At 63.7% G+C, this 13653-nt stretch carries 11 protein-coding genes; 10 read left to right on the top strand and 1 reads right to left on the bottom strand.

The window, feature by feature from the left end; translation table 11 throughout:
* Nucleotides 1-82: 82 nt before the first annotated feature.
* The 6 genes from VGN62_RS07105 to VGN62_RS07080 all read left to right on the top strand — a co-directional run bounded on the left by VGN62_RS07105 (nucleotide 83) and on the right by VGN62_RS07080 (nucleotide 7221).
* Nucleotides 83-1918 carry a copper resistance system multicopper oxidase gene (locus VGN62_RS07105; RefSeq protein WP_374046507.1) on the top strand — a complete coding sequence of 612 codons (1836 nt, stop codon included), beginning with the start codon at nucleotides 83-85 and terminating at the stop codon, nucleotides 1916-1918.
* Entirely contained in the window at nucleotides 1915-3126 is a 1212-nt protein-coding gene (locus tag VGN62_RS07100) for a copper resistance protein B (protein WP_003046391.1), read from the top strand. Before VGN62_RS07105 ends, VGN62_RS07100 begins: the two co-directional genes overlap by 4 nt.
* A 92-nt stretch (nucleotides 3127-3218) precedes the next feature.
* The gene (locus tag VGN62_RS07095) at nucleotides 3219-3608 is read left to right on the top strand and encodes a DUF305 domain-containing protein (protein WP_223181178.1); all 390 of its coding nucleotides are present in this window, start codon (nucleotides 3219-3221) and stop codon (nucleotides 3606-3608) included.
* Between the two features lie 58 nt (nucleotides 3609-3666).
* Entirely contained in the window at nucleotides 3667-4134 is a 468-nt protein-coding gene (locus VGN62_RS07090) for a DUF411 domain-containing protein (protein WP_223181175.1), read from the top strand.
* A gap of 26 nt (nucleotides 4135-4160) precedes the next feature.
* Nucleotides 4161-4508 carry a hypothetical protein gene (locus VGN62_RS07085; protein WP_003046382.1) on the top strand — a complete coding sequence of 116 codons (348 nt, stop codon included), beginning with the start codon at nucleotides 4161-4163 and terminating at the stop codon, nucleotides 4506-4508.
* A gap of 241 nt (nucleotides 4509-4749) precedes the next feature.
* On the top strand, nucleotides 4750-7221 hold the full coding sequence (locus tag VGN62_RS07080) for a TonB-dependent receptor plug domain-containing protein (RefSeq protein ID WP_054589301.1): 2472 nt from the start codon (nucleotides 4750-4752) through the stop codon (nucleotides 7219-7221).
* Nucleotides 7222-7257: 36 nt separating this feature from the next.
* Here VGN62_RS07080 and VGN62_RS07075 read toward each other — a convergent pair whose 3' ends face one another.
* On the bottom strand, nucleotides 7258-8163 hold the full coding sequence (locus VGN62_RS07075) for a LysR substrate-binding domain-containing protein (RefSeq protein ID WP_003046376.1): 906 nt from the start codon (nucleotides 8161-8163) through the stop codon (nucleotides 7258-7260).
* A gap of 55 nt (nucleotides 8164-8218) precedes the next feature.
* Between VGN62_RS07075 and VGN62_RS07070 the strand changes: the two genes are divergently transcribed.
* The 4 genes from VGN62_RS07070 (at nucleotide 8219) to VGN62_RS07055 (ending at nucleotide 13464) form a co-directional block, all read left to right on the top strand.
* A complete protein-coding gene (locus tag VGN62_RS07070; protein ID WP_327452212.1) occupies nucleotides 8219-9289 on the top strand; it encodes an amino acid ABC transporter substrate-binding protein in 1071 nt (356 codons plus the stop codon).
* A complete protein-coding gene (locus VGN62_RS07065; RefSeq protein ID WP_223181174.1) occupies nucleotides 9286-11478 on the top strand; it encodes an ABC transporter permease subunit in 2193 nt (730 codons plus the stop codon). The genes VGN62_RS07070 and VGN62_RS07065 overlap by 4 nt, the downstream gene beginning before the upstream one ends.
* Before the next feature lie 70 nt (nucleotides 11479-11548).
* Nucleotides 11549-12715 carry a cystathionine beta-lyase gene (metC, locus tag VGN62_RS07060; protein WP_232003384.1) on the top strand — a complete coding sequence of 389 codons (1167 nt, stop codon included), beginning with the start codon at nucleotides 11549-11551 and terminating at the stop codon, nucleotides 12713-12715.
* Nucleotides 12712-13464: an amino acid ABC transporter ATP-binding protein gene (locus tag VGN62_RS07055; RefSeq protein WP_039578994.1), complete on the top strand. Its 753-nt coding sequence runs from the start codon at nucleotides 12712-12714 to the stop codon at nucleotides 13462-13464. Before metC ends, VGN62_RS07055 begins: the two co-directional genes overlap by 4 nt.
* Nucleotides 13465-13653: the final 189 nt, after the last annotated feature.

The raw sequence follows: 13653 nt of genomic DNA, 5'->3' as shown, positions 1-13653 counted from the left end.
TCCGGCATTTTTATTGAGGGGCAGGCGTGCCGCCTGCGTATAGCTTTAGGAACAGTCAGTAACGGTCGGAAAGAATATGCAGATGGAAAGGCGTCGGTTCGTCAGTGGAGCTTTGGGTGGAGGGGCTGCTGCGGCGATGGCCGCATGGTTCCCGGCCTGGGCCCAGCCGGTGTCGTCCGGCATCACCGCGCCGCTTCCGACCGTATCCGGCAATGACATAACGCTGCGCATCGCGCGCCAGACGATGCGCATCGACGGCAAGGTCAGTCGCGCGATCGGGATCAACGGCACCGTGCCCGCGCCGCTCGTCCGGCTGAAGGAGGGACAAAACGCGCGCCTCACCGTCGTCAACGATCTCGACGAGGACAGCTCGATTCACTGGCACGGCCTGATCCTGCCGTTCCAGATGGACGGCGTGCCCGGCGTCAGCTTCCCCGGGATCAAGCCGCGCTCGAAGTTTGTCTATGAATTCCCGGTCGTTCAATCGGGGACCTATTGGTATCACAGCCATTCGGGGCTTCAGGAACAGCTCGGCCATTATGGCCCGATCGTCATCGATCCCGCGGGCGCCGACCCGATCGGCTACGACCGCGAGCATGTCGTCGTCCTGTCCGACCACAGTCAATTGTCGCCCGAGGCGATCTTCCGCAAGCTCAAGGTCAATCCCGGCCATTTCAACATGCAGCGCCAGACGCTGGCGGGCCTGCTTGCCGGCAAGGATCAACCGCTCAAGGAGCGGATCGATTGGGGCAAGATGCGGATGGACCCGACCGACGTCGCCGACGTCAATGGTTCGACCTACACCTTCCTCGTCAACGGCCATGGTCCGCGCGACAACTGGACCGCGCTCTTCAGCCCCGGCGAGCGGGTACGCCTGCGCATCGTCAATGCGTCGGCGATGACGATCTTCAACGTCCGTATCCCGGGCCTCAGGATGACCGTCGTCCAGGCTGATGGGCTCAATGTCGTGCCGACCGAAATCGACGAGTTCCAGATCGCGGTCGCCGAAACCTATGACGTCATCGTGACCCCGGTCGAGGACCGTGCTTATACGCTCGTTGCCGAGGCCAATGACCGCTCGGGCATGGGACGCGCGACGCTCGCACCGCGCGCTGGCATGGTCGCCGAGGTGCCGCCGCTCCGCGAACGGCCGCTCGCGACCATGAAGGACATGGGCATGGGCGACATGTCGGGCGGCGCGATGGCGGGTATGGACCATTCGGGCGGCGATATGGGCGCCATGCCCATGCCGGCGAGCGACCCTTCTTGTCCTCCCGAACATGCCAAGATGGGCCATTGTACGCCAGCGGGGGAAAGCGGCGCGATGGCGGGCATGGATCATGGATCTGGCGGAGGCATGCAGCACAGCATGCGCGACTTCAGTGTCGCGCCGCAGGTCAAGCGCGATCCCAGCGTTCAGACGATCTCGCCGATGCCGATGGATCGCATGGGCGAGCCGGGGCAGGGACTGGAGAATGTCGGGCACAAGGTGCTGACCTACCATGACCTTGTCGCGCTCGAGCGCAACCCCGATACCCGCGCCGCCTCGCGCTCGCTCGACATCCATCTGACCGGCAATATGGAACGCTTCATGTGGTCGTTCGACGGCATCAAGATGTCCGACTATCACGAGCCCATCCCCTTCATCGAGGGAGAGCGCGTGCGGATCAACCTCATCAACGATTCGATGATGAGCCACCCCATCCACCTCCACGGCCATTTTTTCGAACTGGTGACGGGCAAGGGCGACCGGTCGCCGCGCAAGCATACGGTGCTTGTCCAGCCGGGCGGCATCGCGAGCTTCGATTTCACCGCCGACGCGCTCGGCGACTGGGCGTTCCATTGCCACCTTCTCTATCACATGCACGCGGGGATGATGCGCGTCGTCAGCGTCCGTCCGAAGGGAGACGGCGAATGACCCGGGTCGCGCTTCTCCTCGCGGGTATCGCCCCGCTGGCCTTTGCTGTGCCCGCCGCGGCGCAGTCGATGGATCATTCGATGCATGGTGCGGCGCCCGCGCCGACACCCGCTCCCTCGCCAACGCCAGCACCCGTAGCGCAGTCCGCGCCCGAAGCGCCCGCCGAAGGGTCGATGGAGCAGATGGACCATGGGAACATGCAGGGCATGGACATGGAACCCGAGGCTTCAAGCTGCCCGCCCGAACATGCGGCGATGGGTCATTGTACGCCTGAGGCGGAAGCTCCAGGCAAGGGCGCTTCGGACATGGGTGCGATGGATCATGGCGCACCGCAGCCGTCCGATCCCGATTGCCCGCCCGAACATGCCAAAATGGGCCATTGCACCCCGAAGGGCGGATCTGCGGACGCGATGGCGGGAATGGAAGGCATGGCGACCACGAGCAGCGCTAGCGGCACCGATTTGCCGCCGGGCGATGCTACCGCGCCTGCGCCTCCCGGCGACTGGTATGCCGATCGCATTTATCCCCAAGCCGAAATGGAGCATTCGCGCCACGACATGATGAAAGAGAATGGTGCGCAGACCATCGCTTTCATCAGCTTCAACCTTGCCGAATATCAGGCGCGCAAGGGCCGCGACGGGTTCCGCTGGGACGGTGAGGCTTGGTACGGCGGCGACATTAACCGGCTGACGATCAAGAGCGAAGGCGAGGGCGTGTTCGGCGAAGGCATCGAGAGCGCCGAGGTACAGGCGCTCTACAGCCGGGCGATCGGACCCTATTTCAACGCGCAGGCGGGTATCAGGCAGGATCTTGGGCCCGGCCCCGACCGCACCTATGCGACGATCGGCTTCGAGGGGCTCGCCCCCTATTGGTTCGAAGTCGAGGGCGCGCTGTTTCTTTCGAACAAGGGTGATCTGCTCGCCCGGCTCGAAGGCTATTACGACCAGCGCATCACCCAGAAACTGATCCTCCAGCCGATGGCGGAGGTCAATTTTGCGCTCCAGGATGTCCCCGAGACCGGCGTTGGTTCGGGGCTTTCGGATTTCGAGCTCGGGCTTCGCCTGCGTTACGAGGTCGTGAAGGAATTCGCGCCTTATGTCGGCGTCGAATGGGCGCGCAAGGTCGGCGATACCGCGCGTTTTGCCCGCGCCGCGGGCGAGGATGCGAGCGGCGTCAGCTTCGTGATGGGGGTGCGGGCCTGGTTCTAGAAGTTTCGCGGGGTGGCGACACGTCGAGGAGAAATGCCGTGAAACCAGCCTATCGCAGCCTCGCGCTGCAGACGATCGTCAGCGGCGTCATCATGTATCTGGTGATGTTCGTCATGATCGACCGCCTCTCGAGCTTCTACAATAATCTCAACATGCTCTACATGACGCTGATGATGGTCTCGCCGATGGTCGTGCTGATGATCGTCGCAATGCCGGGCATGTTCCCGTCGAAACGTCTCAATACGTTCCTGCTGCTGGGATCGGCAGTTGCCTTCTTCGGGAGCTTCGGGCTCATCCGGACACAGACGACGATCGGCGACACGGCCTTCTTGCGTTCGATGATCCCGCATCACTCGGGCGCGATCCTCATGTGTGAACAGGCTTCTCTCAAAGATGCCGAGATACGCGAACTCTGCCGCGGCATCATCGCGGGGCAGGCGGCCGAAATCGAACAGATGAAATCCATTCTCGCGAGGAAATGACATGAAAAATCTGATGACGCGCCGTCATCTTTTCGGCCTGATTGCGGTCGGATCGGGGATGGCGCTTGCGGCATGCAATTCTGCCTCGGGCCCGGCGGCGACCAGCGATAAGAATGGCGCGGCGCCCGCGCCGGGCGCCGAGACGTCCAGCCCCAAGCGAATGCTCGTTTATCGCGATCCCGAATGCGGCTGCTGCGAAGCTTGGGCGGATATCGCACGCAAGGCCGGTTATGATGTGACTGTCGAGAACCGCGCTGACATGGCCGCCGTAAAGACGCGATATGGTGTGCCTGGCCAGCTGGCGTCGTGCCACACGGCCGTGATCGGCGGCTATGCGATCGAGGGTCATGTGCCGATGCGGCATGTTGCGAGACTCCTCCACGACAAGCCACGCGACATTCGCGGAATCGCCGTGCCCGGCATGCCGCGCGGTTCTCCGGGAATGGAAATGCCGGACGGAAGCGCGGACGCATTCGAAGTGATGGCATTCGGCAGCGACGGCAAGGTTTCTGAATTCCGCGCATGACCTGCCGACACGAAGAGGAGACAGATATGACGAGATTCATTCCCCTAGCGAGCGCCGCCGCGCTGATATTTGCTCTGGCAGGATGCGGCACTGAGCCCGCGCAGCAGAGCGACGTCACACCGGAACAGAGTGAGGTCACTGCCGGTGAGCCGCCCGCAATGGTCGAGACCATGCCCGTAGCGGACGAGCCGCCCGCCGCGTCTGCCCCGGCGGCGCCGACCGAAGAAGCGATGCCTCCGGAGAAATCCCGCCCCAAGCAAGAACCCGCCGCGAAGGCCGCTGTGCCGCCGCGGGCAAAGGCCGCGCCGGAAGCGCCGAAACCTGTCGAACCCGAACCCGATCCTCATGCCGGGCACGATATGGACAAAAAATAAGGAGCATGTGCCGACGCGGCATGTCGCCCGGGCGGTCGAGGACAAGCTGCGCGAAGTGTCCGGCATCGCCGCGCCCGGCATGCCGCGCGGTCGGGCGCTGCTCGATGCCGCAGCGAGAGATATAACCATATGGAATAACCATCTCGTTTATAGCGATGAGTGGTGATTATTTCTGGTCATGCCAAGGCCGCGAAGATAGCTCGGTGGCGAAGCCGAGAGCTTTCGCAAATGGGAGGGGACCATGAGAAAATTGCTTCGCACGAGTGGCTCGATTATCGCCGTCCTGGCAGGCATGTCGGCCGCCGCCGCCTTCGCGCAGGATAACGCCAAAGAGGCGCCGGGGCCAGGCGCGTCGCAGGGCGAAATCGTCGTGACGGGTACGCGGCGGAACGATCTCAAGGCGGCCGATTCCGCTCAGCCGATCGACATCATCACCGGTGCCGAACTGCTCGAAAAGGGCACGGCCGACATGAATGATCTCCTGCGCACCGAGGTCCCGTCGCTCAATGTCCAGCGCCTCGTCAGCAACGACGGCGCCGTTTTTACCCGGCCTTTCTCGCTGCGCGGCCTGCCGCCGGACCAGACGCTGGTGCTCGTGAATGGCAAGCGGCGCCATCGCGGCGCGACGGTCCAGTTCACCAATGTTCCCTATATCCGGGGATCGCAGGGACCCGATCTTTCGGCGATCCCGTCGATCGCGATCGGCCAGCTCGAGGTTCTGCGTGACGGCGCGTCGGCGCTCTATGGATCGGATGCGATCGCCGGCGTCCTCAATTTCGGTCTGCGCCGCGACCGCGAAGGCGGATTGCTGATCGCCCGCTATGGCCAATTCTATAAGGGCGACGGCGAGGATTTCCTCGTCCAGGGCAATGTCGGGCTTCCCTTCACCGACGCCGGTTTCGTCAACATCAGCGGCGAATATGTGAACGCCAGCACGACGTCGCGCGGCATTCAGCGTCCCGACGCGCAGGCGCTCATCGATGCCGGCGTTCAGGATGTCCCGGTCCCGGCGCAGCGCTGGGGAAATCCCGAATCCGAGGCGGCGCGCATCTTCGTCAATGCCGGCATCGAACTGTCGGAGGAGATGGAATTCTACACCTTCGGCAACTATAGCTGGAGCCGCGGCACGACGGCCTTCTTTTACCGCAACCCCGATGCCAGCTTCATTTCCACCTCGATTCCGCTCACCAATACGCCCGGAGGACAGCGGTTCAGCTTCCGCCAGCTCTTTCCCGGCGGTTTCACCCCGGATTTCGGTGCCACGGTGACCGATGCGGCGCTGGCGGCCGGCCTCAAGGGCGAATTCTCCTCGGGCCTGACCTATGACCTCAGCGCTTCCTATGGTCAGAACCATGCTTCCTACCGGATCGAAAATACGGTCAATCCGTCGCTTGGCCTCGCGTCGCCGACCTCCTTCAAGCCGGGGCAGCTCGAGCAGCGCGAACTCGCTTTCAATCTCGATCTCACTTACCCCATCGCGATCGGCACCTCCGATCCGCTGACGCTTGCAGGCGGTCTCGAGTATCGGCGCGAGACATATGAGATCACGGCCGGCGACATCGCATCATGGCAGGTTGGTCCTTTCGCGTCGGTCATCGATCCCGATACCGGAAACCGCGTCGGACTGCCGGTCGGCTCGAACGGCTTCCCGGGCTTCAGTCCCATCCAGGCGGGCGAGTTCGCGCGCAGCAACTGGGCCGCCTATACGTCGCTCGAAGGCAATCTCACCGACGCGCTCCAGTTCGGCCTTGCCGGCCGCTACGAGAATTACTCGGACTTCGGCTCGAAATTCACCTGGAAGATCAACGGGCGATATGATTTCTCGGACGTCTTCGCGGTGCGCGGATCGGTCAACACCGGCTTTCGGGCGCCGACGCCGGGCCAGTCGAACGCCTCGCAGGTCCAGACCAACATCGACTCGATAACCGGGGCGCCGCTGACCGCAGGCATTATCGCGCCCAACAATCCGGTGGCGCAATTCTTCGGCGCGACGCCGCTTCGGCCCGAGAATTCGTTCAACGTCGCCGGCGGCATCGTGGTGAAGCCCTCCAATCGCATCACCTTCACGCTCGACTATTTCAACATCAAGGTCGAAGACCGGATCGCCGTATCGGGCAATTTCAATCTCACCCCGGCGCAGCGTGCGCAGCTCGCGGCGCTTGGCATTCCCGGTGGGGATTCCTTCCAGCAGGTGAGCTTCTTCACCAATTCCTTCGACAGCCGCACCCAGGGCGTCGATGCGGTGCTCACCGTGGGCTTCGACCTCGGCGACGGCAAGGCCACGCTCGGCCTCAACGGCAACTATACCAAAACCGATGTCATCAAGGCCTCGCCGGTGATCACTGCGGACCGCGAGCGGCTGCTCGAACTCGAGGGCTTCGTTCCGAAGTGGAAGGGCAATGCGTCCTTCACTTATGCGGGCGAGCGCTTCGGCTTCGTCGCGCGCGCGAACTATTATGGCAAATGGACCGACTATGGCGCCGCACCGGCTGCCGACCAGACGGGCGGCGCCGAACTGCTGGTCGATCTCGAGCTGTCCTACAAGGTTAGCGACATGCTCAAGCTCGCGGTCGGCGGCGAGAATATCTTCGACAATTACCCCGACGTCGAGGCGCGGCAATCCCAGATCAACAACGGGATCCGATATCTCCGCTTCGCGCCGACGGGGTTCAACGGGGGCTTCTGGTACGTCCGCGCGACCGCCTCCTTCTGATCGGTGGCCGTGAGGGCCGTGCGGCGTCTTGTGTCTTCAGCTGGCGTCGGAGCCGAACATCGCGTCGCGGTGGGATTCGAGCACCGCGATAAAGGCCGCAGCGACTTGGGACATCGGCCTCAACTTCGGCGTGAAGAGCATATATTCGAAATGGACCTCCGGCGCGAAATCACGGACCGTAAGGCCCCGCTCGGCATAATCCGCTGCGGTCACGGGGTTGAGAATCGAACATCCGACCCCCTGCATGACAAGCGCGCAGATGGTCATCGCATATTGGGTTTCGATGACCATCTCGCGGTGGACGCCCGCGTCCTCGAAAATGCGGTCGATGCGGTGACGCACGCCGTCCTCGAGCGCGAGCGAAATGAAGGGCTCGCCCTCGAGATCGGCCGGCCGGATGACGTCCTTGACGGCCAAGCGGTGGCCGGCAGGGAGAACGCAGGCGCCGGGGCAGCGCAGGAAGCGCTCCATCCTTATGCCGGGCAATTCGCGCGCCGGCGTCGCGAGCCCGATGTCGAACTGCTGGTTCGCCATCCATTGCCGCACCGTCGAGGAACTGCGGGTCTGGAGCTGAACGGTGACGCCGGGATGTGTCTCGCGAAAGGCCGCGATCACACGCGGCAGGAAACTGACCGCGAGCGCCGGAAGGGCGGCGATCCGGAGCGTGCCGGTCGCCATGTTGCGGATGTCTTCCGCTACCCGCTTCAGGGCCGCAATGCCCGAGAAGCTCCGCTCGACTTCGTAGAAAAAGGCGTCGGCTTCGGGCGTCACGGTGAGCGCGCTGCCGCGCGAACGCAGGAAGAGCTGAAAGCCCAGCTGATGCTCGAGCTCGGCAAGCATCTTGCTCACCGCGGGTTGCGACAGGTTGAGCGACTGCGCGGCCTGGGTGACCGATCCCGAGAGCATCACGGCCCTGAAGGCTTCGAGGTGACGCAGGTTCATCGGACATCGCTCCCTATAGCTATTTCTTATGGCGCTAGCATTGAAAGCCTCGTTTATGAATAGGTCGCACGCATCGCGCCGCTGGTTACCGGCGCTGCTCGCCGCAGGCGCCCTGTTACTCGCCGGCTGCGGCCGCGAGCCCGCCGGCACCGGTGGGCATGAAATCGCCGCGGCGAAGGGATCGACGCTTGCGCGGATTCGCGCGCGCGGAACGCTCAATTGCGCAATTCATACGGGGCAGCTCGGCATGTCCTATCTCGACAAGCGCGGGCGCTGGCAGGGGTTCTTCGTCGACTACTGCCGGGCGCTCGCCGCTGCGGTCCTCGGCGATGCCCGCAAGGTCCGGTTCATGCCGGTCGCCTCGAACAAGCGCTTCACGATCGTGCAGACGGGCGAGGCCGACGTCCTGTCGCGGACGACGACATGGACGCTGACGCGCGACACCGACCTCGGGGTGAATTTCGTCGGCACCATGTATTATGACGGGCAGAGCTTCCTGGTGCCCCGGCGATCGGGTGTGCGGCTTCCGACGGATCTCGATGGCGCATCGATCTGCATCACCAAGGGGACGACCTCCGAACTCAACACCGCCGAATATTTCGAGCGCAAGGGGCTGCGTTTCCAGTCGGTCGTGTTCGAGAATCCCGAGGAAGCCAAGCTCGCCTTCTTTGCCGGGCGGTGCGACGCGATGACCACCGATGCCTTCACGCTGACCGTGATCCGTCTCGCCGATACCGCGCATCCGGACGATTATGTTGTGCTGCCCGAACGACTCACCAAGGAGCCGGTAGGTCCCGTCGTGCGCAGCGACGACGAGCAATGGTATGAGATCAACAAATGGGTGCTGAACGCGCTCTTTGCTGCCGAGGAAATGGGGGTCACCCGCGCGAATGCAGCGCGCATGCGCATGGCCTCGCGTGACCCCGAAGTGCGCAAGATGCTCGGCGGCCTGCCCGGATTCGGCAAGTCGCTCGGCCTCGACGATGACTGGGCGTATCGCGCGATCGAGGCGACGGGCAATTATGGCGAAATCTTCGACCGGCACATTACGCCGCTCGGCGTCGAACGCGGACAGAATAAGCTCTATCGGGACGGCGGGCTGATCTACCCGTTGCCGATGCGATGACTCATAAACACAGGCGGCTTGCCATCGCTGCGTTACCCTGGCTGCTGATCGCGGGCGGGCTTGTGGTCGCCTACGGCCTGTTTGCGACATTGGCGGACAATCTCGCGGACCGAAACATCCGGACGGGGTTCGGTTTCCTGTTCGACCGGGCGGGTTTCGCGATTGGCGAAACGCTGATTGCTTACGCGCCGGGCGATTCCTATGCCGCGGCGCTGGCGGTGGGTCTTCTCAACACGCTCCTGATATCGGCGCTCGGCATCATCTTCTCGACCTTGCTCGGCCTCGCGGTCTGCATGGCGCGCCTGTCGTCCAACTGGCTGCTTGCGAGGCTCTCCGGCCTTTATATCGAGCTGGTTCGCAATATTCCGCTGCTGCTCCAGATGTTCGTCTGGTACGCCGCGCTGCTGTTCGGTCTGCCCGGACCCGGCCCGGGCGCCGTCGGACCGTTCGACCTCGATAATCGGGGATTGCACCTCCCCGCGCTCTCCTTGGCCGATCCGGGACGGCCGGTCTTTCTCATCGCGATCGTCGCCTGTGCGATCCTGCTGGGTGCCGTGCGGCGAGGAGCCGTTCGCACGCGCACTGCGCTGGCCTTCGCCGGCATCTCCCTGGTGCCGCTCTTGCTGTGGGGCGGGATCGATCTGCCGCGGGCGGGGCGCTTCGGAACCGTCGGCGGATTGTCGCTCTCCACGGAGTTTCTGACGCTGGTCGCCAGCCTTTCGGTCTATGCCTCGGCCTATCTGGCCGAGATATTCCGCGGCGCGATCCTCGCCGTTCCCGCAGGGCAGAGCGAGGCCGCCAAAGCGCTCGGCCTGTCGCCCGCGCAAACAATGGGACGGATCGTGATGCCGCAAGCGCTGCGCATCGCCATACCGCCGATGACGAGCTGGCATCTCAACACGATCAAGAACAGCTCCCTGGGGGTCGCGATCGGATATCCCGAATTTGTCTCGGTGGTCGATACCGTCATCAGTCAGACAGGGCAGGCGATCGAGGGCGTCGGCCTGATCGTCGCGACCTTCCTGCTGCTTTCGCTATCCTTGTCGTTCGTCACCGGCCTCTATGCCCGCCAGTTGGGCTGGAGCGTCGCCGGGCAGCCCGGCCGGAGCATCCAGTCGGCGCCCCTCGAACCCTTTCCGCTGCGCTCGGCGACCGCCTGGCCGTCGTGGATACGGCGCAATCTGTTCAGAGGAGGACGCCAGTCGATACTCACCATCGCGATCCTCGCCATGACCGCGGCTTTCGCCGGCAAGGGGCTCTCGTGGCTGCTGTTCGACGCGACCTTCGCCGGGGGCGCGGCCGATTGCCGTTTGGCCAGCGGTGCTTGCTGGCCATTCCTCCGCGAAAATGCGCGGCTGATATTGTTTGGCACCTATCCCGAAGCCGAGCAGTGGCGGTCCGCAGCAGCGGCGGCCGCGCTGCTTTCATGCCTTGCCTTCTCCTTCGTCCCGCGATTCTGGCGCAGCCGCCTCGGGCTTGTCTGGCTCGGCGCAATCGCCGTGGCGGTACTTCTGCTACGAGGAGGATTCGCGGGCCTTTCCTATGTCCCGATGGAGAAGTGGAGCGGCCTGCCGGTCACATTGCTGCTCGCGAGCCTTGCGGTGGTCGGCGCTTTTCCATTGGCTATACTCCTCGCGTTCGGCCGCAGGTCGGCGCGGCGCGGCATTCGCTGGCCGAGCGTCGCCTTCATCGAGCTGGTTCGCGGAACGCCGCTGATCGGAGTGCTCTTCCTCGCTGCGGTCCTGTTCCCGCTGTTCGTGCCCTCCTATCTCTCGATCGACAGCCTGCCGCGCGTCCAGCTCGCGCTCATATTCTTCACTGCCGCCTATATGGCCGAGGTCATCCGGGGCGGCCTGCTGGCGGTTCCCGTCGGGCAAGCCGAGGCCGCGCATGCTCTTGGCCTCACCAAATGGCAGGCGCGGCGCCATATCCTGTTGCCGCAGGCGCTGAAAGTCAGCGTGCCGGGGCTGGTCAACACTTCGATCAGCGAGGTCAAGAACACGACGCTCGTCCTCATCGTCGGCGTCTTCGATTTGTTGCAGACGACCCGCCTCTCCTACGTCGAGGCGCAATGGCGACCCTATTTCGCCGAAGCCTATCTTTTTACCGGGACAATCTTTTTCCTCCTCTGTTTCTCCCTGTCCCGGCTCAGCATGAAGATCGAACGGAAACTAAACTATGCAGGATAATCACGACAGAAAATGGCCCGGGGAGCCGGCAAGCCCGAAAGGGCGCGCCTGGCAGGATCCGACGCGTGCCGTGCACGGCGGTCCCCGTCCGTGCGATCAGCGGGGCCTCATCAATCCGCCCGTCGACCGGGCCTCCACCATTATCTACGACAGCGTCGAGGCCTATATGGACCGGCACCAGGGTCTCTACGATGAGGTCATCTATGGCCTGTACGGAACGCGAACGACCTTTGCGCTCGCCGAGGCTGTCAGCGAACTTGAAGGCGGCTGCGCGACCGTCATCACCTCGTCCGGAACCAGCGCAATCGCGCTAGCCCTCACGGCTTTCGTGGCCGGGGGCGACCATCTGCTCGTCGCGGACTGCGTCTATGGGCCGACCCGCAAGTTTCTGACCGACGTTCTCGCGCGTTTCGGGGTCGAGGTGGAATATTTCCGGCCCGATATCGGAGCGGAGATTGCCGGGCTGTGCCGCAGCAACACCCGGCTCATCTATATGGAGACCCCGGGCTCGCAGACATTCGATATGATCGACGTCCCCGCGATCACGGCGGTTGCGCGCAGCCGGGGCATATTGACCGCTCTCGACAACACCTGGGCCACGCCGCTCTTCTTCAAGCCCTTGGCCCATGGCGTCGACATCTCGCTTGCTTCGGCAACCAAATATCTCTCGGGGCACTCCGACTGTCTGCTCGGCACGATGACGGCGGCCAGCGATGCCGTCTACCGCCAGCTCAAGGATGCGGCGGCGCGCTGGGGCAACTGCGCGAGTCCCGACAATTGCTATCTGGTCCACCGGGGCATCAGGACGCTCGATGCGCGCCTTGAACGCCACCAGCGCACCGCAGCGACGCTGATCGAATGGTTCGCCCAGCAACCCGAAGTGGTTGCGGTCCGCTATCCGGCTCATCCCGCCGACCCCGGCCATGCAATCTGGAAGCGGGATTTCACCGGTGCTTCCGGATTGTTCGGTGTTCAGCTCGATGGCCTGACCCCGCCCGAAACCAGCGCCTTTTTCAACGAATTCTCGCTATTCCAGCTCGGTTCGAGCTGGGGCGGCTTCGAAAGTCTCGCGGTTCCGGCGTGGCCCGCTCCGATCCGCGATTTTCCCAATGGCGAGGCAGATGGGGCGCTGATCCGCATTCACGCCGGCCTCGAAGCGCCGCAGGATCTGATCGCCGACCTCGCCGCAGCCTTCGCGCGGGTACGAGCGCTCCGCGGCCGGGGGCAGGCGTCATGACCGACGCCTCGGGCCACGCGGCCGTCAGCTTGCGGCAGGTCGACAAATATTATGGCGCCTATCATGCCCTCCGCTCGATCGACCTCGAAATCGCCCCGCGCGAGCGGATCGTGATTTGCGGCCCTTCAGGCTCCGGCAAATCGACGCTCATTCGCTGCATGAACAGGCTCGAGGTGCCCGACTCCGGTGCCGTCCTGATCGAGGGAACCAGGATAACCGACGCGTCGCGGGAGGCCGTTGCGGCGCTCCGCGCCGTCGGCATGGTCTTTCAACAGTTCAATCTGTTCCCGCACAAGACGGTGCTGGAGAATTGCACCCTCGCGCCCGTCCTGCTCGGCGGCTTGTCTCTTCCGGAGGCGGAGGCGCGCGCCATATCCTATTTGGACAAGGTGAGGATTGGCGACCAGGCGGGCAAATATCCGGGGCAGCTCTCGGGAGGGCAGCAACAGCGGGCCGCGATAGCCCGCGCTCTGGCGATGGAGCCCCGGATTCTTCTCTTCGACGAGCCGACATCGGCGCTCGATCCCGAGATGATCAAGGAGGTACTCGATGTGATGACGTCCCTTGCCGGCGAAGGACGGACGATGGTGTGCGTGACGCACGAAATGGGATTCGCGCGCGAGGCGGCCGATCGCATGCTTTTCATGGATCAGGGCCAGATCATCGAAGACGCAAGGCCGGCAGATTTTTTCGCCGCGCCGAAAAGCGAGCGCGCACGGACCTTTCTCGAACAGATACTTTCGCATTGAGCGGCTCAAGTCGGTCGCGCCCCCAAGCTGTGCCGACCCACTTAATCATGTCATTTCATAAGCAAGCCGAGGGAGGGGCCCGCCGGCTCCTTGCGCGAAAAGGCTCAGGCCGGAAAAAATTTCAAAATTGATGAGGGGTAGAGCTTTGGGGTGCGTATCTAGTAAGTATCGTGCGCCCGGAATTTACTT

Origin of the sequence: Sphingopyxis sp. (assembly GCF_035998905.1) — a bacterium.
Taxonomy (GTDB): Bacteria; Pseudomonadota; Alphaproteobacteria; order Sphingomonadales; family Sphingomonadaceae; genus Sphingopyxis.
Note: the sequence above shows the minus strand (reverse complement) of the source record. Positions and strands in the feature narration are given on the sequence as shown.